Genomic DNA, 24,670 nt, shown 5'->3' with positions numbered 1-24,670 from the left:
GGCAGCAGGTCTCCCACACGGCCGACCCTTGAGAGCGGAGGTCAGAAGGCTGGACACAACATCGGGAGGGAAAAAAGGGAGGATCACGATGACCTTCGACGACGGGCCGGATCCGGTCTGGACGCCGAAGGTACTGGAAGCGCTTGATCGCGTGCGCGCCAGGGCCACCTTTTTCGTGCTGGGGCGCAGAGCCATCGAGCATGCCGGCCTGATCCGCAGGATAGTTCGCGGTGGGCACGAGGTCGGTCTCCATTGCCGCGCCCACATCCGGCACACGGAGATGACGCTTCAAAAGCTGCGGGCCGATACCGCGCTGAGCCTGCGCGATCTGCACACGATCGGTGTCAACCCCAGACTCTGGCGACCTCCCTGGGGGGTGATGACCGGGGACACCCTGCAGGTGGCCCGGGAAAATGGGCTAAAGCTCGTCCTCTGGACGCTGGACACCCACGACTGGAGAGGAGATGGCGCAGGGGAGATGATGGAGCGGATCTCGGAGGGGTTACGCCCGGGCAGCGTGATCCTCATGCACGACGGCCTCGGGCCAGGAGCCAAAAGGAGGGGCTGCGGAGAGACCGTACGCCTCATCGCGGCTCTCACCGAGAGGATCCGGCAGGTCGGGTGCGAGCCGGATCTCCTGCCCGGCAAGAACGAGGCCACCCCGTGAAAGGATCCCCCGGCAAGAGCCGCGAGGCACTCCTGTCTCCGGATGCGCTGAGACCCGTACTCGACGAGATATACGAGGGGGCGGCTGAACGCGACGCACACCCGGACTTTCCGCACGCTCCATTCAGGGCCCTCGTACGCGCCGGGGTACTCGGGATGGCCCTGCCAGAAGAGATCACCTCCCCCGGTGAGAGACCGCGCCGGTTCCCCTTCTCCGAAGAGTGGAGCACGCTCAGAGCCGTCTCGAAGGCCGACGGCTCCGTCGGGCGCATACTCGACGGGCACTTCAACGGGACCGAGCGTGTGGCCGCCCTGGCCCCCGAACCGCTACGTTCACGCGAACTGGAGGAGATCGCCGCGGGCCGGCTGCTGCTCGGGGTGTGGGGGGCGGATCCCATACCCGGCGAAGGGGAACCGGCCCGGCTCTCGAAGGCGGGCGGCGAACCGGTGGTCGAAGGTACGAAGACCTTCTGCTCCGGCGCCACCGGCGTGGACCGGGCGCTCATCCTCGCTCGTCCGCCGGAAGGCTCCCCCCCTGGCCCGCCGCTCCTGGTATATCTCGCCCTCGATGAGAGCGTGGAGGTAGACAGGAACTGGTTCCGGGGAGCCGGGATGCGTGCCTCGGAGAGTCACCGGGTCATCTTCCACGGGACGCCGGTCCTGGCGATCCTCGGAGAGCCGGGGGAGCTCGCCCGCGAGCCGTACTTCAACCGCGACGCGATCAGGACAGCGTTCTGCTGGGCCGGCATGTCCGATCGGGCGGTGGACGCCGCGCTCGACACCCTGGCCGCCAAAACCGGCGGTGAACCGGACGAGGCTCTCTCCCTGGCTGCCGGCCGCATCCTCGAAGCGCAGGCGACGATCGACCGCTGGCTAGAGCACGCCGCCCGCGCGGCGGACGCGGACCCCACGGCCTCGCTTTCACCCTTCGCGATCCATCTGCGCGAGCGCGTCGCCCGCTGTTGCCGCGAGATCCTCGACGAGGCCGCCCGGGCCTGCGGCTCGCGGCCCTTCGCCGTCGCCGACGACCTGGATCGCGCGCGGCGCGACCTGGAGCTCTTCCTCCTGCAGCACCGCCTGGAGCCCGCCCTGGCACGGGCCGGCAGAGAAGAGATTCGGAGGCGTGCCGGTTGAGGGATCGCCTGGGTCGCGAATACTTCGAGAGGCTCTATGCGCGCGAGCGTGACCCCTGGAACTTCGAGACTAGCGCTTACGAGAGGCGCAAGTACCGGAGGACGCTGCAGGCACTCGGAGAGCGCCGCTTCCGGCGGGCCCTCGAGGCCGGCTGTTCGATCGGGGTCTTCACCGAGATGCTCGCTCCAAGGTGCACAGAACTCCTCGCCGTGGACGTCTCCGAGAGGGCGGTGCGGACCGCACGGGAGAGGCTCCGGCGCCAGAGCCACGTCCGAATCGAACGCCGCACCCTCCCGGAAGAGATGCCCGAAGGCCCCTTCGACCTCATCGTCGCCTCGGAGATACTCTACTACCTGACCAGAGATGTGCTGCTCGAGGCCCTGGACCGCTTCGAGGAGGAGCTCGCCCCTGGCGGGTTTCTCCTCGCGGTGCACTGGCGCAGAGAGACGAAGACCTACCCCCTGCAAGGGGACGAGGTGCATGCCCTCCTGCTACAGCACAGCCGGCTCCACCTGGTGGAGAGTGCCATCGAGCCGGAATACAGACTCGACCTCCTGGAGGACAGAGATGGACCATGAACAGCACGTAGTAATCGTCGGAGGCGGTCCGGCCGGCCTCTCGGCCGCAAGAGCATACCGGGAGGCGGGGGGTAGAGGAAGGGTGACGATTCTGGCCGCGGAAAACTTCCCGCCCTACCGGCGTCCGCCGCTCACCAAGGAGTACCTGCGCGGCGAGATCCCGCGTGAGGAGCTCCCGCTCGAGGCGGAGGCATGGTTCCGCAAAAACGAGATCAGGCTACGTACGGGGGTCGAGGCCAGGAAGCTGGATCCCGAACACCAGACCATCATTGCAGCCGGAGGCGAGGAGATCCCCTACGATGCCTGCGTCCTCGCCACCGGCTCCGAACCGATCCGGCTGCCCGTACCGGGAGCCGACGATCCGGAGATCCTGACGATACGCACCCTGGAAGACTCCGACGCCCTGCGCGAACGCGTGCATCCGGGCAGCAGGGTCGCGGTCGTTGGAAGCGGGTTCATCGGCTGCGAGGCGGCAGCATCCCTCGCCATGCGCGGCGCGCAGGTGACGATGATCAGCCTGGAGGATCTCCCACAGAAGACGCGGCTCGGCGAGGAAATCGGTCAGAAGATCAGGGGCTGGCTCGAGGACTACGGCATCGCGCTGCGCCTCGGCGAGGGTGTAGAGGAAATAAAGAGGCGTGCCGACGGTGGCTTCAGGATCTCACCATCCGGCCCGGGGCCCGAAGTCGAGGCGGACATCGTCCTCTTCGGCACGGGCGTCGAGGCCCGCACCGGCCTCGCAGAAGATGCGGGCCTGGAAGTCGATGAGGGGGGGATCCTCTGCGATACCTCGATGCACACCCGGACACCCGGCGTCTTCGCCGCCGGAGACGTGGCCCTGGCGCACAACGAGTCCGCGGGCAGGCGACTGCACGTCGAACACTGGGGCGAAGCCCTGAACCACGGCCGGGTCGCGGGCAGGATCATCGCCGGAGAAGAGGCCGCCTGGGACGTAGCGCCGGGCTTCTGGTCCACGATCGGGCAGCGGAGGATCAAGTACGTCGCCTGGGGGGACGGTTTCGACGAGGTGCGCCTGGTCGACCACGGGGGTGGATCCTTCACCGCCTGGTACGGGATGGAGGGCGTCTGCGTCGGTGTGCTCACGCACGAGCGCGACGAGGACTACGAGCGGGGACGCAGGATCGTCGAGTCCGGGGGCCGCATACCGGTATGAGCAGGCCCGCTCCCGTCCCCCCGCTCCGGGCCTGCGTAGTCGTACCGGCCCGCAACGAGGAGGCCCTGATAGGGCGCTGCATCCGGGCCCTGGCCTCCCAGCAGGGAGTCCGACCAGATGAATACGAGGTGGTCCTGGTCCTCGACGCCTGCACCGACCGCACCCGGGAGAGGGCTCTGGAGGCGGCCAGCGGGCATCCCGCGCTCCGCCTGCGTCTGCTCGACGGACCGGGCCGGGGTGCGGGACACGCCCGCAGGCTGGGAATGGAGACAGCCTGCGAGCGGCTCTACGCAGCAGGCAATCCGGACGGGCTCATAGCCTCGACCGACGCCGACAGCGTGGTAGACCGGGACTGGCTCGTGCGGCAGCTGGAACTCTCCGAGCGACACGGCGCGCTGGCCATAGGAGGGCGCATCGAGCTGTACGACCCCGGCCACCACCTCCCGGAGAACGTCCGGCGCTGGTGGCTCGAGCAGGGACGCGCCCGGCAGCTGGACCTCCTGCACGATCGCGGTCCCGGACCCGGAGGACGCATCGAGCACTGGCAGTTCAGCGGGGCGTCCCTCTCGCTCAGGGCCTCGGTCTACCGAAAGGTGGGCGGCATGGAACCCCTGGCCGCCCTCGAAGACGAGCAGCTCGAGCGGGCGCTGCGCGATCACGGCATACCCATAGAACGCCCGCTCTCGGTCCGGGTCAGAACCTCGGCCCGTCTCTCCGGCCGGGCCGTCCGTGGTCTCTCACGCGACCTCGCACTGGCTTTCTGGACCGAGAAGAACACCCTCGACGGAGGCAGGTTCACCAGGGAGTACGTCCTCCGCTCCAGAAGCCACAGGGTGACCCTGATCTGGGATCCCACCACCGGGGCTTCGGACGCCGGGCCCATCGTCGAAGCGGGTCTGGTGGACGAAGCGATCCCTCTCTCAATCACCGGCGGGACCGGCTGCGGCCTGCGGCGGGCCCTGCAGCGCTCGACCGGTGAGATAGTCGTCCTCTTCTCCGACGGGGGCTGCCTCTCCACGTCGAATGTGTGCCGGCTGATCGGTCCGCTCGAAGAGCGCGATGATCTCGCGCTGGTGAAAGGGGCCCTCCCTGCGACGGACGATCTGACGGAGCTTCTCGCACGTCCCCTGATAAGCCTCCATTTCCCGCAGCTGGCCGGCTTTGTCGATCCTCTCTCGATGAACCTGGCCGCCCGGCGCGGCCTTCTCGAGCGACTCCCCCTCCCCGCGGGCGAAGGCGTGCGCCTGAGCCTCCTCGTCGACGCCTCACGAGAAGCTGGCGTACACGCGCTGGCTCAGACCAGGCTCGATGGCACCCCTTCCTCCCCTGCCGAAAGCCAGGAGGTCGCCTACGCGCTGCTGGCAGCCGCCGCCCGGCGCACGCGTCTTGGATCCCGGGAGACCGACGAGGCCGTGGGGCCGCTCCTGCTGCCCGGTGCCCACGGACCGGACCCTAGACGGGTCATCGTCGATGAGTACGATCCGCTCTCGGTACGGAATCCCGCCACGGAAGCTCGGCCCTCACCCTGAACCCGCGAGCGGGAAGCGGACCGGCGAAAAGATTTCCCCCTCCCGCCCGCACGCGCTCCGAGAGCCCGCTCAAACCACAACCCGAGGGGTGTCCTCCGGTCACACCGCGGCCGTCATCCCGCACCTCCAGGAAACACGTTCTCCCTTCGGCGCCGGCCCGGATCCAACACCTTCTGGCACCGCTGTGGCGGATGACGTTAGTCACCGACTCCCTTATCACCCAGCAGAAGATCTCCTGCACCTCCGCGGGCAGCGTCTGCCCCGGACGTTCTATCTCGCAGGAAACACCGGCGGCCTCGAGCATCTGGGTGGCGTTCGCGATCTCGGCCTCGAGGACCGGCCTGCGATATCCGGAGACCGCCTCCCTGACCTCTCCGAGGGCCCGACGCGAGATCTCCTCTACCTCGCGCATCTCCGCGGTGGCACGCCTGGGATCTCTGTCGGCAACCTTTCGCGCCACCTCGCTCTTTACGGCTATGAGCGAGAGGCTGTGACCGAGCAGATCGTGAAGATCACGCGCGAAGCGCAGCCTCTCCTCCGCCACCGCGAGCCGGGCTATCTCCTCGCGGGCCGCCTCCAGCTCCCTGACGGTCGAGAACAGGCGAGACCAGAGCACCTGCCCGAAACCTATCCCCCCGACGAGCAGCACGAACTGCCCGACGCCGGTCCAGGACATGCCGGAAGCCACGCAGCAGACAGCCACCGCCACGGCGAGCATCGCGATGACAGGACGCGACTCCCGCGGCGGCAGAGATATACCGGCGGCGACGCTCGCGTAGACGAACAGCCCGGCCCAGACGCTCCCGTAGAGCAGGCTCAGCGAGAGAGCAACGCCAAACAGGGCACCAACGGCAACCCTGTGGTTGATCACCCGACGGGGGTCCGTCCCTCTCCAGTAGGGTCGCTCGAAAAGCACGACCCAGAGGTAGACCACGACGAAGAGGGCGGCTCCGGAGAGCTGCACCACCACGGAGATCCTCTCGCCGCCGGAGAAAACCCTCGACAGCGGGTAGGCGAGGTAGACCAGCCAGACCAGCACGAAGAGACGCGCCACCCAGCGGGAGCTCGCACCTCCACGCGCCCCGCCCGGATCCCAGCCCTTTAACCGACCGGCGTTCGTCACATACGATATTATCCTCCCGGTCCGGGTGGGGCTCAAGAATCACCCTGCGTACGGAGTCGTTTCACTAATTCGGGGAGCACCACCGATGCGCTCTCCCTGAACGAGAAATCCGCCTGTCGGGTGAGCGGGGTCTCCTCCGGATTGATCTCGACCAGGAGCGCCCCGGAGGCCCTGGCCTCCTCAGGAAGAGCCGCGGCCGGGTAGACCAGAGAGGAGGTGCCGACCGAGAAGAAGACCCCGCACGAGCTGGACGCCTCGAACGCCGCCCGCACCGCCCCCTCCGGCAACATCTCCCCGAACCACACCACGTCGGGCCTGAGCAGGGCCCCACACCGCCGGCAGCGGGGCGGTACCTCCTGCCGCCGCGGCTCCGAGATCTCTCCCTCGGCCGTGCACCTCGAGCGCAGGATATTCCCGTGCAGCTCCAGGACGTTGCGGCTCCCCGCCCGCTCGTGCAGCCCGTCGACGTTCTGGGTGATGAGCGTGAAGGAAGGAACGAGCCGCTCCATCTTCGCGAGAGCGAGATGCGCGGGGTTGGGCTCGGCTTCGACCACCAGCGACCGGCGCCAGAGGTACCACTCCCACACGAGGCGAGGGTCGCGCGAGAACGCCTCCGGGGTGGCGAGCTCCCGGGGGTCATAACGCTCCCAGAGGGAATCCCCGCCTCCCCGGAAGGTGGGGATGCCGCTCTCCGCGGAGACGCCCGACCCGGTGAGTACGGCAACCGCGGAGGTTTGCCGCAACGCCCGGACGAGCTCCGCGGGGACCGTCGTCAGCCTCCGATCTCCTCCAGGAGCCGCCCCGGGCCCTCCGCGACCGGCACCTTGCGTTCCTCGCCGCTCCGCATGTCGCGCAGGGTCACCTCGCCGGAAGAAAGCTCGTCGTCGCCGATCACGACCGTGAAGGAAGCTCCGAGCCGGTCGGCCTGCTTGAACTGCCCCTTCGCGCTCCTCCCGGCGTAGTCCAGCTCGCAGCGCACCCCCCTCCCGCGCAGGTGGCTCGCGAGCTCGAGAGCCGGGATGCGGGCTGCGGGGGTGAGCGTGGCGAAGAAGACGTCGACGCCAGGGGCCTCCGGCTCCTCCTCCGCGGCGGCGGCGAGCAGGATGCGCTCCACCCCGGTGCCGAAGCCTATCCCCGGCGTCTCCGGGCCGCCGAGGTCCGAGATCAGGTTGTTGTAGCGCCCCCCTCCCCCGACCGTGTCCTGGGCCCCCAAAGAGGTGCTCTTCGCCTCGAAGACCGTTAAAGTGTAGTAGTCGAGCCCGCGGACCAGCCTCTCGTCCACCTCGTAAGGCACGCCGAGCGCCTCCAGGGCCTCCCTGACCGCCGTGAAGTGCTCGTCTGCCTCCGGGCTGAGGAAGTCCCGGATCGAGGGGGCTTCGGCCAGTACCTCTCGGGTGTTCGGGTCCTTCGAGTCGAGCGTGCGCAGGGGGTTCACGTCGATGCGCTCGCGCGAGTCGGGGTCGAGCTCGGAGATGTGCTTCTTCAGGAAAGCCCGGAGCTCCGGCGCGTAGTTCCGGCGGGTCTCGAAGTCCCCGAGGTTGTTCAGGTAGACGACCTCATCGCGCACCCCCACGGCCTGGTGCAGCCGGTAGAGGAGCGCTATCACCTCGGCGTCGACCAGCGGGTCGGCGGATCCCAGGACCTCGGCGTCGATCTGGACGTGCTGGCGGTAGCGGCCCTTCTGCTGGCGCTCGTGGCGGAAGATCGGGCCCATGTACCACATCTTGACCGGCTGGGCGAGCTTGTAGAGCCCGTGCTCGATGTAGGCCCGCGCGATCCCGGGGGTCGCCTCGGGCCTCAAGGCCATGAGCCTGCCGCCCTTGTCCTCGAAGGTGAACATCTCCTTGCGCACGATGTCCGAGGCCTCCCCGGCGCTGCGTGCGTAGATCTCGGCGTCCTCGAAGATCGGCATGCGAACCTCGGTGTAGCCGTGCGTGCGGAAGAGCTCCCGCGCCACCTCGTAGACGCGGCTCCAGAGCTCGGGCCGCTCGTGCGGCTCGCGCCCGCCGGGGTACACGTCGTAGGTTCCTCTCGGCCTGCGGAAGCTCACCTTCTCACCACCGGTGGCAGGTAGGGGTTCCTCCGCAGCTCCTCCCGCGCTTCCAGGATGGGTCCGTGACCAGGATAGAGCCGGGTCTTCTCGCTCCAGAGCGCCATCACCCTGCGCACCGAGACCTCGATCTCCTCCCAGGAAGCCCCCGGCAGGTCGGTCCTGCCGACGCTCCCGGGGAGGATCAGGTCCCCCACGATCTGGTCATCCCCGACGACGAACGTCACCGCGCCCGGTGAGTGTCCCGGGGTGTGGAGCACCCGGATCACCTCTCCGCCGAGATGGAGCTCCTGTTCGTCCTGCAGCGGCTCGTAGTCCTCGATGCCGGCGGGTTCGGCGTCGAGCGGGTGCATGTAGAGCGGCACCCCGCTCGCCTCACGCACCTCCTCGAGGGCACCGATGTGGTCGGTGTGGCCGTGGGTGATGAGGATCGCCGCCACGGCACCCCGCGTCGCGCCGAGGATCTTCTGCGGCTCGGCCCCGGCATCGACGATGATGGACCCCTCCGGAGCGTGTATCACGTAGGAGTTCACGTCCATGCCGCCGAAAGACACGGTGATCTGCTCGATCTCGCTCACGCGCCTCCTCTTCTCTAGTGTTCTATCGGGGTGCCGTCACGCGAGACCCGGCAGACGTCGTAGACGTCGGGGATGGCCCGGATCTTGCGTATGACGTCCTTCACATGCTGGGTGCTCGAGGCCCTGAAGGCAAATCGGGAGAGCGCCGTCCGCTCCTCTATGGTGTCCACCCGCGCAGAGATGATGCTCAGCCCCGCATCGGAGATCGTCCGGGTGATGTCGCTCAGAAGATGCGTCCGGTCGAGCGCCTCGACGAGGATCTCGACCGTGAAGAGCTTGCCCGGCCCCGCCGCCCACTCCACCTCGACGAAGCGCTCGGGGCTGCGTGCCCTGAGCGAGCGTGCGTTCGGACAGCCGGCCGAGTGCACCACCACCCCCCGCCCGAGCGAGACGTAACCCACGATCTCGTCCCCGGGAAGAGGCGTGCAGCATCGGGCGAGCCGGGTGAGGACCCCGCTCGAACCGACGACCCGCACGCCGGTCTCCTCCCCCTCGGAGGGAAGCGGCAGCGGCGCGAGCGCCGGGCTCGTACGCCCTTCCTCCTCTCTGCCGTTCTCCTCCTGCGTCGCCAGCACCCGCTCGGCGACCCTGTTGGCAACGTTCTCCGCCGAGAGCGAACCAGCCCCCACGGCGATGAGCATCTCCTCGGGAGAGGGGTAGTTTACCTTCTCGGCGACCTCCTCCCAGACCGCCTGCGGCACCCGCTCCACGTGACGCTTCTTCAAGAGCTCCTGGATCTTCTCCCGACCCGAGGTCAGGTTCTCCTCCCGGTCGGCCTTGTTGAAGTACTGCCTTATCTTGTTGCGCGCCCGTCCGCTGTGCACCACCGAGAGCCAGTCCCGGCTCGGACTCGGGGTCTTCCCGGTGAGGATCTCCACCCTGTCGCCCGAGACCAGCTCCGAGTCGAGCGGCACTATCCTGCCGTTGACCTTCGCCCCGACGCAGCGGTGGCCGACCTCGGTGTGGACGTGGTAGGCGAAGTCTATCGGGGTGGCGCCGGCCGGCAGGCTTATCACGTCTCCCTTGGGTGTGAACACGAAGACCTCATCGGCGACCAGCTCGTCCTTGAGGAAGTTCATGAACTCCGTCGAGTCGGTCGTCTCCTTCTGCCACTCGATCATGTTCTTCAGCCAGTTGAGCCGGTCCGCCCGGCTGCCGCCGTCGCGCTCCTTGTACATCCAGTGCGCCGCGATCCCGTACTCGGCGGTGATGTCCATGTCGTGGGTGCGGATCTGGATCTCGAGCAGCTTGCCCTCGTTGGACATCACCGTCGTGTGCAGCGACTGGTACATGTTGAACTTGGGCATCGCGATGTAGTCCTTGAAACGCCCCGGGATCGGCTTCCACACCGAGTGTACGACCCCGAGCGCCCCGTAACAGTCGCGCACTGAGTCCACCACGACCCGCAGGCCGGCCAAGTCGTAGATCTCGTTGAACTCCTTGTTGCGCCGGACCATCTTGTCGTAGATCGAGTAGAAGTGCTTGACCCTCCCGCGCACCTCGGCCTCGATCCCGGCCTCGCCAAGGTGCCCTTTGAGCTCCTCGGCCACCCGTGCGATGAACGCCTCCCGGTCGGCCCGGCGGGCGGCCACCAGCCGCTTTATCTCCTCGTAGCGCCGCGGGTGGAGCGTGGCGAACGAGAGATCCTCCAGCTCCCACTTGATCGAGTGGATCCCGAGCCGGTGGGCGAGCGGTGCGTAGATCTCGAGCGTCTCCGTGGCCTTCTTTATCTGGGTGTCGCGGTGAAGGTACTCCAGCGTACGCATGTTGTGCAGCCGGTCGGCGAGCTTGATGATGATCACGCGCACGTCCCGGCTCATCGCGACGACCATCTTGCGCAGCGACTCGGCCTGCGCCTCCTCCAGGTTTCCGGACGGAAGCCGCTTGAGCTTCGTGACCCCGTCGACGATCTCGGCAACCTCGGCCCCGAAGCGCTCCTCGAGCTCCTCCTTGGTCACGTCCGTATCTTCTATGACGTCGTGCAGGAGCCCCCCGATGATCGTCGTCGTGTCCATCCGCAGATCGGCGAGGATGTCCGCCACGGCGAGCGGGTGCTCGACGAAGGGCTCCCCGCTCTTGCGCGTCTGCCCCCGGTGGGCGGCGTGCGCCAGCCGGTAGGCCTCGGCTATCTCTTCCTCCCGTCCCTCCGGGCTGTAGGAGGAGACTTTCTCTATGAGGGAGGAGATGGTGAGGCCCTCTCCCTGGTTGCGTCCCGGCTGTTCGGTCGTCCTGGCGAGCTCCATGGCAGCAAGATTCTAACATCACCCCCGGAGCCTCACGAAAACCGGAGCCCGGCTGTACCGAAAGCGGGAGGCGGTCTCAGAGCCTGCCTGAACGGAAGATCACGACGAGCTCCAGAACCGCCAGCACCACCGCCAGGAAGAATCCGAAGAAGGCGAGCACCGGCACGTCCAGGTAGGGAACCCGTGGTCCACCCCGCACGAACCCCCCGATGAGGGCAGAGCCGATGAGCAGGGCACCGGTCACGAGTGCGAAGACGAGCCGGTTGGCGAGCACGTCGACCTGCGAGCCGAGCCTGTCGAGCCCCCGGTGATTGAGCCTGACCTCCAGCTCCCCGTCCGCCAGTTCGGAGAGCAACCGGTGCACCTGCTCCGGATAGTCCGCGACGTAGCGGGAGTACTCGACAGCCCTCTCACGGGCGGCCCGCGAGAGGGCACCGGGGCTGGTGCGCTCGGAGAGCAGGCGGCGGGCGTAGGGGCGGGCCACCTCGTAGACGTTGAGCGTGGGGTCTATGGAGCGGGAGATCCCCTCGGCGGTGACGAGCGCCTTCACCAGGAGCGGGAAGACCGGCGGGACCCGGAGCCTGTAGCGTCTGACGAGCGAGATCAGCTCGGAGAGGGCCTGACCGAGCGTGACCTCTCCGACCGAGAGCCCGGAGTACTTGAACAGAAACTCCCTGAGCTCCTGCACCAGGTCGTCGCGTACCTCGGCCTCGTAGCGCACCCCGAGGTCATCCAGCCCCCGCAGGACGGCCTCGGCATCCTGCCGGATGACGGCGATGAACAGCCGCGAGAGGGCGTCGATGTCGCTGCGGCTCATGTAGCCGACCATCCCGAAATCGAGCAGCGCGAGCTCCCCCTCCGGGGTGAGAAAGAGGTTGCCGGGATGCGGATCCCCATGGAAGAACCCATCTTCGAAGGCCATCTTGAAGATCGCATCCGCCCCCATCGAGGCCACCCGCCTCCTCTCGGCGGGGGCGAGTGAGAGCGGCCTGAGCTCGTTGAAACGCCTCCCCCGGATGAACTCCATGGTTATGATGCGCGGCGTGGAGAACTCCTGATGGATTGACGGGATCTTCACCGGGGTGCCGGCGAAGTTGTGCGCGAAGCGCCGCGCGTTCTCAGCCTCCACCGAGTAGTCAAGCTCCCGCCGGATGACCCCTTCGAACTCGGCGACGAGGGGACGCACACTCACGAAGAGGCGCTCCCCGAGCCTGGTGTCGACGAAACCGGCGAGCTCGCGCATCAGCACGAGGTCGCCCTCGATCCGTCTCCGGGCGCCCGGACGCTGCACCTTGACCGCCACCTCCTCCCCGCGGCGTAGCGTGGCGCGGTGCACCTGCCCTATGCTCGCCGACCCGAGCGGAACGGGGTCGAAGTCCGAGAAAACCTCACCCACCCCCGCGCCGAGCTCCTCCTCGATCACCCGCTGCACCGCTTCCAGCGGCACCGGGGAGGCCGCATCCTGCAGCTTCTGCAGCTCGGAGAGGACGCTCTCCGGAAAGATGTCCGAGCGGGTCGAGAGTAGCTGTCCGAACTTGACGAACGTCGGGCCGAGCTCCTCGAGCGCCCGACGCAACCTGACGCCGAAGTTCGGGGCAAGCAGCTCCTGCACCCCCCTGCTCTCGCGTCGCTCGCGCCGGACATCGAAGAGGAACCCGAACCCGTGCCGGACGAGTATCCGTCCGATCTGCGAGAAGCGGGTGAGCTGCCCGGTTCCGCTGGTCCCGCGGGTGGAGAGCTCCGCCATGTAAGGGCGCTCCGCCATGTAAGGGCGCGGCTACCGGAGCGGTTGTCCCACCCTAGGCGCCCGGCGGGGTTTCGGGGGGTTGCGTCGCTCCCGAGACCCCACCGGAAGAGGCTTTGCGATCCTCCAGCATGCGTACGCGGTGCTCCAGTTGCTCCACCCTGAAGAGCAGATCCTCGTAATCTTCGCGCGTGGGCAATCCGGTCTCCCGGAGCACCTGCTGCAGCGAAGACTCAGCCAGGGCACGCGCGCCGCCGGACCGCTGCCGGGCACGTTCCATGACCTCCTCGGCCACCCTGCGCCCCTCCTCCCGCTGCAGCCTGCCCTGCTCGACGAGCTCGTTCACCGCACGCTCGACCCGCTCCCGGGTCACGGCCGCAGCGCCTATCTGCAGCAGAACCAGGCGCTCGAGGGTATCGAACATCCTTTGCACCTCCCGCTCTCTCTGGGCCTCCTCAGGACCACATGATAACCGACGGACCGCAATCAGGAGGAAGAGGACGCAGGGGCGGCCCGCCCCAGCTTCCCGCCCCGCCAGGCCTTGTAAAGAGAGAGTATCGGCGAGGCGATGAAGATCGAGCTGTAGGTACCGGAGATGATCCCGACCAGGAGCGCGAACGCGAAGTCGCTCAGCGTCGACTCACCGAAGATCAAGAGCGCCGCCACCGGGATGACCGTCGAGAGCGAAGTGTAGATCGAACGCCTTATCACCTGTCTTATGGAGGTGTTTATCGTCTGGTCGAAGCGACGGCGGTTGTAGCCAACCGCGGGTGTGTTCTCCCGGATGCGGTCGAAGATGATGATCGTGTCGTAGAGCGAATACCCGAGGATTGTCAAGACCGCCACGACCGTGATCAGGCTGACCTCCCGCCCCACTATCGCATAGAAGCCTATGGTCATGAGCAGGTCGTGCACGAGCGCGAGCATCGCCGCCAGCGCGAACGCAAACTCAAAGCGGAAGCTTATGAACAACACGATGATCAGGAACGCCGCCCCCACCGCCTGCAGGGCCTGCGTCTGCACCTGCCCGCCGAAGGTCGGGCTCACGCTGGTGACGCTCACCTCGCCGCCCAACCCATGCTTGAGGTTCTGCTCCACCCGCTGTATCTGCTTCTGGCTCAATACCGGGGTCTGGATCTGGTAACCGTTCCTGCCGGTGGGCTGGATCACCGCTCCCTTCGCAGCGTAGTTCGGGAGCACCTGGCCCCGGACCTCGCCAGTGCTCAGATGACGATCGACTCCTGAGACGGTGAACTTGGCCCCGCCCTCGAAGTCTATGCCCAGGTTGAGCCGGCCGAGTCCTATAGACACGAGCCCGGCGAGAAGCAGTATTCCGGAGATCGCAAACCAGACCTTCCAGCGGCCCACGAAGTCAATCCGCTGCACCGTTCGCTCGAACACTGCCTACTTCGCCCCCACCGCGGTCCGGTTCTCCTGCACGCTCTTCTTGGAAACCCCCATCATCGGCGGGGTCAGCCGCACCCGGCGTCCGGCCAGGAGACCGAGCAGGGCCCTGGTGACCATGACGGCCGTAAACATCGAGAGGACCACGCCCACGGCGAGCATGAAGGCGAAGCCTTTCACCTGGGCCGTCGAGAGAGCGAACAGGATGAACGCCGTTATGAGCGTGGTGATGTTGCCGTCGAGGATGGCCCGGAAACCTCTGTCGTAGCCGAGCTGTATCGCGGTGCGCGAGGATTTGCCGCGCCGCACCTCCTCCTTGATCCGCTCGAAGATCACGATGTTCGCGTCCGCCGCCACTCCGACCGAGAGCACGATGCCGGCTATGCCGGGGAGCGTCATGGTGATCGGGACCGCGACGACTATCCCCCACAGCAAGAAAGCGTAGATGAGGAGCGCCAGATCGGCGATGAGCCCGAGCACCCGGTAGATGAAGACCAGAAAGACGAGCACCAGCGCGAACCCGGCGAGCGCCGCGGTAAGCCCGCTCCTCAGGGAGTCGGCCCCGAGCGTTGGACCGACCTGCTCCACCGAGAGCACCTTCATGTTCACCGGCAGCGCGCCGGCGTTGAGCACCACCTGCAGCTGTTTCGCCTCGCTCTCCGGCAGCCCCTGCGGCAGGCTGTCGTTCGAGATCTGGATGTTCTGCGCCAGGACGGATTGCACCTGGGGGGCGCTGATCACGTCGTTGTCGAGCACGATGGCGAGCAGCGGCGGCTTCCCGCTCATCTGGGACCGGGTGAGCATCTTCTGGGTGAGCTGGCTCATCTTCTTGCCGCCATCGGAGGTGAGCTGCAGCGTGACCACCCGCTTGTTGGCCTGGTCGAAGTCCACTTTCGCGCCGTTGGGTTTGAGGGCCTTTCCGGTGATGGCGGGCTGATCCGGGACCACATACCCCGTCACGTCGATGCCGCTGCCGGAGAGCGAGGGGTCTTCCTCGAAGAGGATCTTGGTCTTGCCCTTCTTATATGCACTGGAACCTTTGAGCTTCTTCTCCAGCGCGCTCTCGACCTTCTTGACCTGGTCCTTGGGCACGGATTGCCGGGCGGCGAAGTCCCTGACCGGGTAAAAGCCGAGCTGGGCGGTCTTCCCGATCACCCGGATAGCCTGCCGTTCGTTGGTGAGGCCGGGGATCTGCACCGAGACCTGGTCCTGACCCTGGATCTGGACCTCGGGCTCGGTGACCCCGAGGCTGTTTATCCTGCGCTGGATAACCTCTACGGCCTGCTGCATCTCGTCGCGGGTCACGGGCTGCCCGTTGGTGTGGTAGCCCTTGAGCTGTACGGCGACACCTCCCTTGAGATCGAGCCCGAGCCGGGTCGCCTGCTGCACCGGCTGCCGGATGAATATGACATAGACGGTCGCGGCGAGCATCAGGGCCACGAGGCCCAGGATCAGGAGGTTGTTTCTGCGGCTGCCCATAGAGATCGGGGAGTTATTCTAGCACCCCTCGCGCCTCCCCGGACGCGTACAGCTCTATACGGTGGCTCATCCAGCCCTCGTAGTCGCCGCAGACTATGTGCTGCCGGGCCTCGCTGCACAACCTGCCGAGAAACGTCACGTTGTGCAGCGAGAGGAGCCGCGCCCCCAGAAGCTCCCCCTCCCGCACTAGGTGCGCCAGGTACGCCCGGCTGTAACCAGAACAGGCCTCGCAGGGGCATCCCTCCTCCAGAGGCCCGAAGTCCGTCCGGTAGCGGGCGTTCTTCAGGTTGATCTTCCCGCGGGAGGTGAGTGCGGCCCCGTGCCGGGCGAGCCGGGTCGGGAGCACGCAATCGAACATGTCAACCCCGAGCGCGATAACCTGCAGCACCCCGATCGGATCCCCGATGCCCATGAAGTAGCGGGGCTTATCCTCCGGAAGCTCCGGCGCAACCCCGCCGAGCACCTCCAGCATCTCCTCCCGGCTCTCCCCGACCGAGAGCCCGCCTATCGCGTACCCGTCGAAGCCCGTCTCGACCGTGCGCCGCAGGCTCTCGGCCCTCAAATCCGCGAACAGCCCGCCCTGCACGATCCCGAAGAGTGCCTGATCCCGCCGGTCGTGCACGGCCTTGCACCGTGCCGCCCAGCGTGCCGTACGGCGCATGGAGTCGGCGTGGTAGTCGTACGGCGCGTCGGCCGGCGGGCACTCGTCGAGGACCATGGCTATGTCCGCCCCGATCTCCTCCTGCACCTTCGTGACCAGCTCGGGGGTGAAGGAGTGCACGGAGCCGTCGTAGACCGAGGTGAACTCCACCCCCTCCTCGGAGAGCCTCCTTATCCTGGAGAGCGAGAAGACCTGATACCCGCCGGAGTCGGTGAGCATCGGTCCGTCCCAGCCGGTGAAGGCGTGCAGCCCCCCCGCCTCCCGTATCACGCCCGTCCCGGGCCGCAGGTAGAGGTGGTATGTGTTGCCGAGCACGACCCCAGCCCCGGCCGCCCTCAATTCCGCCGGCGAGAGACCCCGCACGCTCCCGCGGGTCCCGACCGGCATGAAGGTCGGCGTCTCGACCTCGCCGTGCGGCGTCTTCAGCACCCCGGCCCGTGCTTCGCCGCTGACGGCGGCGATCTCTATGGAGACCGGGGCTCCTACCGGTTCCTCCCGCCGTTGAGGATGAGCATCGCGTCCCCGAAGGAGTAGAAGCGGTAGCGCTCCTTGACCGCCAGAGCGTAGGCTTCCCGGATGAGCTCCTTGCTCCCGGCGAAGCTCATGATCATCGCGAGCAGCGTCGAGCGCGGCAGGTGGAAGTTGGTCACGAGAGCGTCGAGCGCCTGCCAGCGGTAGCCGGGATAGATGTAGAGGTCGGACTCACCGGATCTCCTCCCCGTCTGCACCCAGCTCTCCAGCGTCCGCGCCACGGTCGTCCCGACGCCGACCACTCGTCGAGCCCGCTCTATGGTGCGGGCCGCAGCCTCCGGCACGTGGTACTCCTCGGAGTGCATCCGATGCTCCTCCACGTGCTCGGTCCTGACCGGGGTGAAGGTCCCCACCCCCACGTGCAGCGTGATGCGCGCGATCTCGACCCCCCTGCGCTCGACGTCGTCCAGCACCCTCTCGGTGAAGTGGAACCCGGCCGTCGGCGCGGCGGCGGAGCCGGGGTTTCTGGCGTAGACGGTCTGGTAGGAACGCTCGGCCTCTGGCGTGGACTCGATGTACGGCGGGAGCGGCATGTGCCCCTCCCGCTCCAGCAGAGCGGACACGTCGCCACCCCGCAATATCCACCGTCCCTCGCCCCGGCTTTCGACCACCTCGAGCTTCTCGCCGCCGGCCTCGAGCACGAGCCCGGACCTCAGGCGCTTGCTCGGCCGCGCGAGCACCTCCCAACCTTCTCCCTCTCCGCGCAGGAAGAGCAGCTCGACCCTGCCACCCCCCGGCCTTCTGGCGTAGAGCCGCGCCGGAATGACCTTCGTCTCGTTCAGGACGAGCGCATCCCCCTCCCCGAGAAATTCCGGCAGCTCCCGGAAGACGTGGTGCGAGATCTCCCCGTTTTCGGCGTCCACGACCATCAAACGCGAGGAGTCGCGCGGCTCGGCGGGCCGTTGAGCGATCAGCTCCTGCGGGAGCTCGTAATCCAGCTCGGAGATGCGCACTACCGGCGGAAGATCAGGTTCAACAGGATCGTACCGACGAGGGAGACGAGGATCATGAGCCCTATCGGGAAGTAGACCGTGAGGTTGCCGCGCCGCAAGACCAGATCCCCCGGCAACCGGCCCACCCCGAACCTGCCGAGCAGCAAAAACAGGCCGCCTATTATCAGAAGCAGCACCGCGGCCCCGATGAGCAGCTTGCCTATCGCCTCGAGTCCCACGCGAATATTTTACGATGCACCCGGCTGGCCTCCAACCCGCCACGAGGAGCACCGCGGGGTCTCGCGTGCGGACTCCCGCATGCAGCAGTCAGATGTCTCGCGGAGGCCCGGAGCCCGTTTTTCGCGGCGGCGCATCAGCACCACGTCCCCACACACTGACGACCAGGACGCCGCAGAGCGTGACGATCCCACCCAACACCGAGACAAGATCGGGCACCTCCCCGAGCCAGAGCCAGGCGATCAGAAAAGCGAGCGCCGGGATCAGGTACAGAAAGCTCGCAGATACCGGGGCGCTCATGCGGGAAGAGACGTAGGCGTAGGTGACGTAGGCTACCGCGGTCGGGCACAACCCCAGGAACACGGCTGAGATCGTGGCCTGGAGGCTAGCACTGGGTGCCTCCGCCACCAGCCCCGGCAGAAAGAAGAGCGCGAAGAGCGTCCCCGCCCAGATCGCATACGTCGTGAAGGCGAGCGATCCGTACTTGCGAAGGTAGCGCTGCTGGATGGTGAAGTAAACGCTCTCCCCCAGGGCTGCAAGCAGCACGGGCAGGGCGTTCGGATCGAAGGCGTACCCACCGCCCTGTCCAAAGGAGATCACTGCAGCCCCACAGAAGCTCAGGGACATCCCGATCCACCCCGCCATCCTCAAGCGCTCGCTGAGGAAGAGGTGGGAGAGTAGCGCGACGAAGATTGGTGCGGTGGCGATGAGCAGGCTCGCCGCCCCCGCCTCCACCGTGCGCTCCCCGAAGTTGAGCCCCACGTGGTAGACGGTGAAGCCAAGCAGACCGCAGGCGAGTATGGCCGGCAGATCCCGCGCCTCCGGAAGCCGCATACCGTTCGCGACGGCGAATACCGCGAGCACCGCAGAGGCTACGAGCAACCTGAAGAGAGCCACCTCCCCAGGCCCGTAAGAGGTCATCGCCTGGCGAATACCCGCGAAAGCCGAGGCCCAGAAAACCAGCGTCACGCCTAGCGCCACCTGGAATCGGACGTCGGAACGATCTCTCCTCACCGGAGAAATTCTACACGCCGCCCCGACCCGCCCGCGTCGTCATCGGGTAACCTGCATGAAGAAACGAGCAGGAAGGAGCAGGGTGACAGAAAGAGCAGACAGAACCTCCGGATCAGAGCCCGGAACCAGAAAAGCCGTCTACGCGGCACTGGCTGCCAACGTCCTGATCGCGGCGTCCAAGCTCTTCGCCGGGAGCATCTCGGGCAGCGCCGCCCTCCTCTCCGAGGGTGTCCATTCCATAGCGGACAGCGCCAACGAGGTGCTGCTCCTCATCGGGCTGCGCACCTCCAGCAGCCGCCCCGACGAAGAGCACCCCTTCGGCCACGAACAAGACCGATTCTTCTGGTCTTTCCTGGTGGCGGTGCTGATCTTCTTCGTCGGAGCACTCTTCTCGTTCTACACGGGTCTGAAAGCCGTGCTCGGCGGAGAGGGCGACCGGGGGTCCTTCCTGATCAACTACCTGGTCCTGCTCGCGGCGTTCGTCTTCGAGGGGAGTGCGCTTGCGATAAATAGCCGGGAGTTCCTGCACGAGGCCCGCAGCGAGGGACGCCAGCCGCTCGAACACTTCCGGCTCACCCGCAACACCACGATGAAGGTACCGCTCTTCGAGGACGCGGCGGCACTGGTCGGCGTCGTGATCGCCGCCGCGGGCATCTCCCTCACGCAGATCACCGGGCGCGAGCTCTTCGACGGGCTCGCCTCCATCTGCATTGGCCTGATACTCGCCGCGGTGGCCTGGCGGCTCGGCGCAGACTCGCACGCGCTGCTCCTGGGCGAGGCCATGGTGAAGGAAGACCGCGAGAGGGCCCTCAGGATCATCTCCTCTTTCCCCGAGGTGCGCGATGTCCTGCGCCTGCTCACCATGCACCTGGGACCCGATTCGGTCCTGCTCAACGCCGAGATACACGTCGTGGACGGGCTCGATACCGACGCGATAGAGGACCTGCTGGAGAGGATCACGCAGGCCGTACGCAGCGAAGTCCCGGAGGTCACCCAGACCTTCATCGAGCTCCACCCCGGCCGCAGCCAGAACAGGCCGGGCCCGGGCTGAAAACCGGAGCTGGCGCTCCAGCCACGGCGTATCTATACTCCGCGCTGTAAGCAATCCGAACCCAGGGAGCGATAGCAGATCATGCAGACCGACACCCGCCGTAGAAGCCGCATCCTCTACGATGGTCCCTCGCGCGCCGCCGCCCGCTCCTTCCTGAAGGGCATAGGCTACACCGACGAAGATCTCAGCAAACCGATCATAGGCGTGGCACACTCCTGGACGGAGACGATGCCCTGCAACTTCCACCACCGTCGCCTCGCCGAACGCATAAAGGAAGGTATCCGCCAGGCGGGCGGAACTCCGATGGAGTTCAACACCATCGCCATATCCGATGGCATAACTATGGGCACCGAGGGCATGAAAACCTCGCTCGTCTCCCGCGAGGTGATAGCCGACTCGATAGAACTGCTCGGGCGCGGACACATGTTCGACGCCCTCGTCGTCCTGGTCGGCTGCGACAAGACCATACCGGCCGCCGCGATGGCGCTCGTGCGCCTCGACATCCCTTCCTTCGTCATCTACGGCGGCTCGATAGCCCCGGGCCGCTTCCGGGGGCGCGACGTCACGATCCAGGACGTCTTCGAAGCCGTCGGGGCGCACGCCGCAGGAAAGATCTCCGATGAAGACCTGCGGGAGCTGGAGGGCTCGGCCTGCCCCGGCGCGGGCGCCTGCGGCGGCCAGTACACCGCGAACACGATGGCCCTCGCCCTCGAAATCCTCGGGCTCTCTCCGCTCGGCTCGGCGAGCCCTCCAGCCCTCGATGCCCGCAAGGACGAGATCTGCCACGAGGCTGGCTCCCTCCTCATGCGGCTCCTCGAGCGCGACCTCACCCCCAAAGACATCCTGACCCGCGCCTCGTTCGAGAACGCGATCGCCACGGTCGCCGCCACTGGCGGCTCGACCAACGCCGTGTTGCACCTGCTCGCCATAGCCCGTGAGGCTGGCGTCCCGCTCGACATAGACGACTTCGACCGGGTGAGCGAACGCACTCCCATCATCGCAGACCTCAAGCCCGGGGGGCGCTACACCGCGGTCGATATGGACCGGGCCGGCGGGAGCCGCCTGCTCGGCAAACGCCTCCTCGACGCCGGACTCATAGACGGCTCCTGCCTCAATGCCACCGGCCGCACCCTGGCAGAGGAGGTGGGAGAGGCCCGGGAGACGGAGGGGCAGGACGTGATCGTGCCTGTCGAGAAACCGCTGAAGAAGACTGGCGGCTTCGTCATCCTGCACGGCAACCTCGCCCCGGAAGGCTGCGTCCTGAAGGTCGCCGGTCACGAGCGGATGCTCCACACCGGCCCGGCGCGCGTCTTCGACTCCGAGGAGGACGCGATGCGCGCGGTGACGGCCGGGGAGATACGCGAGAACGACGTGGTCGTAATCCGCTACGAGGGCCCGAAGGGCGGCCCCGGGATGCGCGAGATGCTCGGCGTCACGGCGGCCCTCGTCGGCGAGGGCCTCGGTGACTCGGTTGCCCTGCTCACCGACGGCCGCTTCTCCGGCGCGACCCACGGCCTCATGGCCGCCCACATAGCCCCCGAGGCAGCCCAGGGCGGCCCCATCGCCGCCCTGAGAGAGGGGGACACCATCACGATAGACGTGGCGAACCGCACCCTCAACATGGACGTCTCCGAGGAGGAGATAAGGTCCCGGATGGCGCGGTGGCGCGAGCCCGAACCTCGCTACAAGACCGGCGTGCTGGCCAAGTACGCAGCGCTCGTCGCGTCCGCCTCGGAGGGGGCGATCACCCGTCCCCGCTGACGAGGTGAGGTCCTGGGACGGACGGCTCGCGAGCCGTCCGTCCTAGCTCCGATGCGGCAGCGGGATCCCCAGGTGCTCGTAGGCCCGGCGGGTGGCGATGCGTCCGCGGCTGGTACGCTGGATGAGCCCGCTCTGCAGCAGGTACGGCTCGTAGACGTCCTCCACCGTGTCCCGCGCTTCTCCCAGAGCCACCGCGAGCGTCCCGAGCCCGACCGGCCCGCCGTCAAACTTCTCGATGATGAGCCTGAGGTACTCGCGGTCGATGCGGTCGAGCCCGAGGTCGTCCACCCCCTGCATCGCCAGCGCGTCACGGGCGGTCTTCTCGTCGATCCTGCCGTCGCCGACGACCTCGGCGTAGTCGCGCACCCGCTTGAGCAGCCGGTTCGCCACCCGCGGGGTCCCGCGGCTGCGCCGGGCGAGCTGGCGCGCCCCCTCCCCGGTGATCGGGACACCGAGTATCCTGGCGTTGCGCAGCACGATCTTCTCCAGATCCTCCGGCGAGTAGTAGTCGAGCCGGCTGGAGAAGCCGAAACGGTCGCGCAGGGGCGAGGTGATGAGCCCCGTCCTCGTCGTCGCCCCGACGAGCGTGAAGCGCGGCACGTCCATCCTTATCGTACGCGCCGAGGGTCCCTGCCCGAGCACGATGTCCACCGCGAACTCCTCCATCGCCGGGTAGAGCACCTCCTCCACCGCCCGGTTGAGACGGTGGATCTCGTCGATGAACAGGAAGTCGCCCTCCTCCAGGTTGGTGATGATCGCCGCGATGTCCCCGGCCCGCTCGAGCGTCGGACCGCTGGTTATCCGGATGCCGACCCCCATCTCACGCGCCAGGATGTAGCACAGCGAGGTCTTGCCGAGCCCCGGGGGCCCGGCGAGGAGCACGTGGTCGAGCGGCTCGTTACGCCGCCTGGCGGCCTCGACGAAGATCCTCAGGTTCTCCTTGAGTTCGTCCTGCCCGATGAACTCGTCCAGGGTACGCGGCCTCAGGGTCGGCTCGTCGTCCTCCGGGAATTCCCCGGGGTCGAGCGGCCGCTCTCTTCCTTCCCCGTGCACCGTGAAGTCGTCGAACTCTTCCACCCTAGCGCCTGCTCCCTATCCGCCTTAGCGCCTCTCTCACGTAACCTTCGACCGTATCCTGCTGCGGCACCCCTGAGAGCGCCTCCTCGGCCTCCTCCAGCGTGTACCCGAGCCCGACGAGCGCCTCCCTCGCCTCCATGAACGGCCCCTGGTGCCCCCCGGAATTTACACCACCATCCACGGTAGCACCACACGCCGCAAACTCTCTGCCGCGCAGCTCCAGGACCAGCCGCTCGGCGGTCTTCTTCCCGAGACCCGGCACGCTGGACAGCCGGATCACGTCCCCCCTCGCAACGGCCTCCGCCAGTTCTTCCGGAGAGAGCGCCGAAAGCACCGCGAGCGCGAGCTTCGGGCCCACCTTGCTCACCGAGGTGAGCGCATCGAAGGCACCTCTCTCGTCCGACCCCGCGAACCCGAACAGCGTGATCGCATCCTCCCTCACCACCATCCGGGTGTACAGCACGCACTCTTCCCCGAGCTCCGGAAGCTCCCGCAGCGACGAACGCGAGACGAGCACCCGGTAGCCGACACCGCCAACCTCGACCACGACACCCGAGTCGTCCCGCTCGATGAGCCTGCCCCTCAACCTTTCGATCATACGCCGATTATCCTACAACACAGCCGGTTTCCTATACCCGTACACCATTTATCTTTTGTATGTAGTATCTTTATTATTGACTTAAATATCAGCACATCCATCGAAAGGATGGAGGTCACATGTGGCGAGCAGCATAGTGGTCGAGGATCTGGTACGCAAATACGGCGCCTTTGCGGCGGTAGACGGAATCAGCTTTCGGGTAGAGGAGGGAGAGATCTTCGGCTTTCTCGGTCCCAACGGGGCGGGGAAGTCCACCACGATAAAGATTCTCACCACGCTGCTCTTGCCCACCTCCGGGAAGGTCGAGGTTGCCGGGCACGATGTGGTAAAGGAGCCCGGTGCCGTAAGGATGGAGGTGGGGGTGGCGTTGCAGGAGATCGGTGTGGATCCGCTGCTCACCGGGCGGGAGCTGCTCGAGGTGCAGGCGCGCCTCTTTGGGATGCCGAAGCGCCGGGCACGACAGAGGGCCGACGAGTTGCTTTCGCTCGTCGGGCTCGAAGAGGCGGCCGGGCGGCGCACCGGCAGTTACTCGGGGGGCATGCGCCGCAAGCTCGACCTGGCCCTCGCGCTCGTACACGGCCCTGGGATACTCGTCCTCGACGAGCCACCACCGGCCTCGACCCGGTGAGCCGGCGGGACATCTGGAAAGAGATCAGGCGTCTCAACCAGGAGGGTGGGGCTACGGTGCTGCTCAGCACCCAGTACCTGGAGGAAGCCGACCAGCTCGCAGGAAGGCTCTCGATAATAGACCATGGCCGGATCGTCGCCGAGGGGACCCCGAACGAGCTCAAGGAGCAGATCGGAGGGCAGGCCGTCACGCTGGAGTTCGAGGATGAAGCGACCACCCAGAGGGCTTCCAGCACGATCTCCCGATTCGGGGAGGTACGCGGAGAGGACGGGCGTCTCACCCTCTACCTGCCCGAGGCCGCTACCGCCATCCCGGAGATAGTGCGGGCCCTCGACGGCGCGGGAGCACCTCCGGCGAGGATAAACCTCTCGGAGCCCTCCCTCGACGACGTGTTCCTTCAGGTCACCGGCGAGCGTCTCACCTCCGGGCAGGAGCAGGAAGAACTCGCGGATCAGCACGAGGAGAGAAGGAGGTAGCA

24 protein-coding genes are annotated in these 24,670 nt (G+C 67.0%); 9 read left to right on the top strand and 15 right to left on the bottom strand.

What is annotated here, in order from left to right:
• Positions 1 to 28 precede the first annotated feature (28 nt).
• The 5 genes from PJB24_RS09765 to PJB24_RS09745 are packed head-to-tail and all read left to right on the top strand — an operon-like array spanning position 29 to position 5,081.
• Positions 29 to 667, top strand: a complete 639-nt coding sequence (locus PJB24_RS09765; protein WP_273845268.1) for a polysaccharide deacetylase family protein — start codon at positions 29 to 31, stop codon at positions 665 to 667.
• Positions 664 to 1,800, top strand: a complete 1,137-nt coding sequence (locus PJB24_RS09760; RefSeq protein ID WP_273845266.1) for an acyl-CoA dehydrogenase family protein — start codon at positions 664 to 666, stop codon at positions 1,798 to 1,800. The genes PJB24_RS09765 and PJB24_RS09760 overlap by 4 nt, the downstream gene beginning before the upstream one ends.
• Positions 1,797 to 2,378, top strand: coding sequence for a class I SAM-dependent DNA methyltransferase (locus PJB24_RS09755; RefSeq protein ID WP_273845265.1), 582 nt, complete (start codon positions 1,797 to 1,799; stop codon positions 2,376 to 2,378). The genes PJB24_RS09760 and PJB24_RS09755 overlap by 4 nt, the downstream gene beginning before the upstream one ends.
• Complete coding sequence (locus PJB24_RS09750) at positions 2,368 to 3,552, top strand: NAD(P)/FAD-dependent oxidoreductase (protein WP_273845263.1); 1,185 nt, start codon at positions 2,368 to 2,370, stop codon at positions 3,550 to 3,552. The genes PJB24_RS09755 and PJB24_RS09750 overlap by 11 nt, the downstream gene beginning before the upstream one ends.
• The gene (locus tag PJB24_RS09745; RefSeq protein WP_273845262.1) at positions 3,549 to 5,081 is read left to right on the top strand and encodes a glycosyltransferase family 2 protein; all 1,533 of its coding nucleotides are present in this window, start codon (positions 3,549 to 3,551) and stop codon (positions 5,079 to 5,081) included. Before PJB24_RS09750 ends, PJB24_RS09745 begins: the two co-directional genes overlap by 4 nt.
• Here PJB24_RS09745 and PJB24_RS09740 read toward each other — a convergent pair.
• The 13 genes from PJB24_RS09740 to PJB24_RS09680 form a co-directional block, all read right to left on the bottom strand.
• Positions 5,014 to 6,204, bottom strand: coding sequence for a sensor histidine kinase (locus PJB24_RS09740; RefSeq protein ID WP_273845261.1), 1,191 nt, complete (start codon positions 6,202 to 6,204; stop codon positions 5,014 to 5,016). The genes PJB24_RS09745 and PJB24_RS09740 overlap by 68 nt on opposite strands.
• Before the next feature lie 32 nt (positions 6,205 to 6,236).
• Complete coding sequence (locus PJB24_RS09735; RefSeq protein ID WP_273845322.1) at positions 6,237 to 6,980, bottom strand: SIR2 family NAD-dependent protein deacylase; 744 nt, start codon at positions 6,978 to 6,980, stop codon at positions 6,237 to 6,239.
• Positions 6,977 to 8,254 carry a histidine--tRNA ligase gene (hisS, locus tag PJB24_RS09730; RefSeq protein ID WP_273845260.1) on the bottom strand — a complete coding sequence of 426 codons (1,278 nt, stop codon included), beginning with the start codon at positions 8,252 to 8,254 and terminating at the stop codon, positions 6,977 to 6,979. Before hisS ends, PJB24_RS09735 begins: the two co-directional genes overlap by 4 nt.
• Positions 8,251 to 8,832, bottom strand: a complete 582-nt coding sequence (locus tag PJB24_RS09725) for an MBL fold metallo-hydrolase (protein WP_273845259.1) — start codon at positions 8,830 to 8,832, stop codon at positions 8,251 to 8,253. The genes hisS and PJB24_RS09725 overlap by 4 nt, the downstream gene beginning before the upstream one ends.
• A gap of 14 nt (positions 8,833 to 8,846) precedes the next feature.
• A complete protein-coding gene (locus PJB24_RS09720) occupies positions 8,847 to 11,075 on the bottom strand; it encodes a RelA/SpoT family protein (RefSeq protein ID WP_273845258.1) in 2,229 nt (742 codons plus the stop codon).
• A gap of 76 nt (positions 11,076 to 11,151) precedes the next feature.
• A complete protein-coding gene (locus PJB24_RS09715) occupies positions 11,152 to 12,822 on the bottom strand; it encodes an ABC1 kinase family protein (RefSeq protein ID WP_273845257.1) in 1,671 nt (556 codons plus the stop codon).
• A 52-nt stretch (positions 12,823 to 12,874) separates the two neighbouring features.
• On the bottom strand, positions 12,875 to 13,243 hold the full coding sequence (locus tag PJB24_RS09710) for a phasin family protein (RefSeq protein WP_273845256.1): 369 nt from the start codon (positions 13,241 to 13,243) through the stop codon (positions 12,875 to 12,877).
• 62 nt (positions 13,244 to 13,305) lie between these two features.
• Positions 13,306 to 14,220 (bottom strand): protein translocase subunit SecF, encoded by a 915-nt coding sequence (gene secF, locus PJB24_RS09705; protein WP_273845254.1) that lies wholly within the window; start codon positions 14,218 to 14,220, stop codon positions 13,306 to 13,308.
• A gap of 3 nt (positions 14,221 to 14,223) precedes the next feature.
• Positions 14,224 to 15,702 carry a protein translocase subunit SecD gene (secD, locus tag PJB24_RS09700; RefSeq protein WP_273845251.1) on the bottom strand — a complete coding sequence of 493 codons (1,479 nt, stop codon included), beginning with the start codon at positions 15,700 to 15,702 and terminating at the stop codon, positions 14,224 to 14,226.
• 13 nt (positions 15,703 to 15,715) lie between these two features.
• Positions 15,716 to 16,825, bottom strand: coding sequence for a tRNA guanosine(34) transglycosylase Tgt (tgt, locus tag PJB24_RS09695; protein WP_273845320.1), 1,110 nt, complete (start codon positions 16,823 to 16,825; stop codon positions 15,716 to 15,718).
• A gap of 20 nt (positions 16,826 to 16,845) precedes the next feature.
• Complete coding sequence (queA, locus tag PJB24_RS09690; protein ID WP_273845249.1) at positions 16,846 to 17,847, bottom strand: tRNA preQ1(34) S-adenosylmethionine ribosyltransferase-isomerase QueA; 1,002 nt, start codon at positions 17,845 to 17,847, stop codon at positions 16,846 to 16,848.
• Positions 17,847 to 18,065 (bottom strand): DUF2905 domain-containing protein, encoded by a 219-nt coding sequence (locus tag PJB24_RS09685; RefSeq protein ID WP_273845247.1) that lies wholly within the window; start codon positions 18,063 to 18,065, stop codon positions 17,847 to 17,849. The genes queA and PJB24_RS09685 overlap by 1 nt, the downstream gene beginning before the upstream one ends.
• Positions 18,066 to 18,153: 88 nt before the next feature.
• Positions 18,154 to 19,077: a DMT family transporter gene (locus PJB24_RS09680; RefSeq protein ID WP_273845245.1), complete on the bottom strand. Its 924-nt coding sequence runs from the start codon at positions 19,075 to 19,077 to the stop codon at positions 18,154 to 18,156.
• A gap of 82 nt (positions 19,078 to 19,159) precedes the next feature.
• Here PJB24_RS09680 and PJB24_RS09675 point away from each other — a divergent pair, with 82 nt between their 5' ends.
• Positions 19,160 to 20,128, top strand: a complete 969-nt coding sequence (locus PJB24_RS09675; RefSeq protein WP_273845243.1) for a cation diffusion facilitator family transporter — start codon at positions 19,160 to 19,162, stop codon at positions 20,126 to 20,128.
• A gap of 81 nt (positions 20,129 to 20,209) precedes the next feature.
• Positions 20,210 to 21,889 (top strand): dihydroxy-acid dehydratase, encoded by a 1,680-nt coding sequence (ilvD, locus tag PJB24_RS09670; protein ID WP_273845241.1) that lies wholly within the window; start codon positions 20,210 to 20,212, stop codon positions 21,887 to 21,889.
• Between the two features lie 42 nt (positions 21,890 to 21,931).
• Here the strand turns inward: ilvD and ruvB are convergent, their stop codons facing one another.
• On the bottom strand, positions 21,932 to 22,942 hold the full coding sequence (gene ruvB, locus PJB24_RS09665) for a Holliday junction branch migration DNA helicase RuvB (protein ID WP_420541922.1): 1,011 nt from the start codon (positions 22,940 to 22,942) through the stop codon (positions 21,932 to 21,934).
• 25 nt (positions 22,943 to 22,967) lie between these two features.
• Complete coding sequence (gene ruvA / locus PJB24_RS09660) at positions 22,968 to 23,564, bottom strand: Holliday junction branch migration protein RuvA (RefSeq protein ID WP_273845238.1); 597 nt, start codon at positions 23,562 to 23,564, stop codon at positions 22,968 to 22,970.
• Positions 23,565 to 23,685: 121 nt separating this feature from the next.
• Between ruvA and PJB24_RS09655 the strand changes: the two genes are divergently transcribed.
• Together PJB24_RS09655 and PJB24_RS09650 are read left to right on the top strand one after the other, a co-directional pair.
• Positions 23,686 to 24,192 carry an ABC transporter ATP-binding protein gene (locus PJB24_RS09655; RefSeq protein ID WP_273845235.1) on the top strand — a complete coding sequence of 169 codons (507 nt, stop codon included), beginning with the start codon at positions 23,686 to 23,688 and terminating at the stop codon, positions 24,190 to 24,192.
• Between the two features lie 56 nt (positions 24,193 to 24,248).
• Positions 24,249 to 24,668: an ATP-binding protein DrrA1-3 family domain-containing protein gene (locus tag PJB24_RS09650; RefSeq protein ID WP_273845232.1), complete on the top strand. Its 420-nt coding sequence runs from the start codon at positions 24,249 to 24,251 to the stop codon at positions 24,666 to 24,668.
• Positions 24,669 to 24,670: the final 2 nt, after the last annotated feature.

Source organism: Rubrobacter calidifluminis (assembly GCF_028617075.1).
GTDB lineage: Bacteria > Actinomycetota > Rubrobacteria > Rubrobacterales > Rubrobacteraceae > Rubrobacter_E > Rubrobacter_E calidifluminis.
This window is presented reverse-complemented; position numbering and strand designations above follow the sequence as displayed.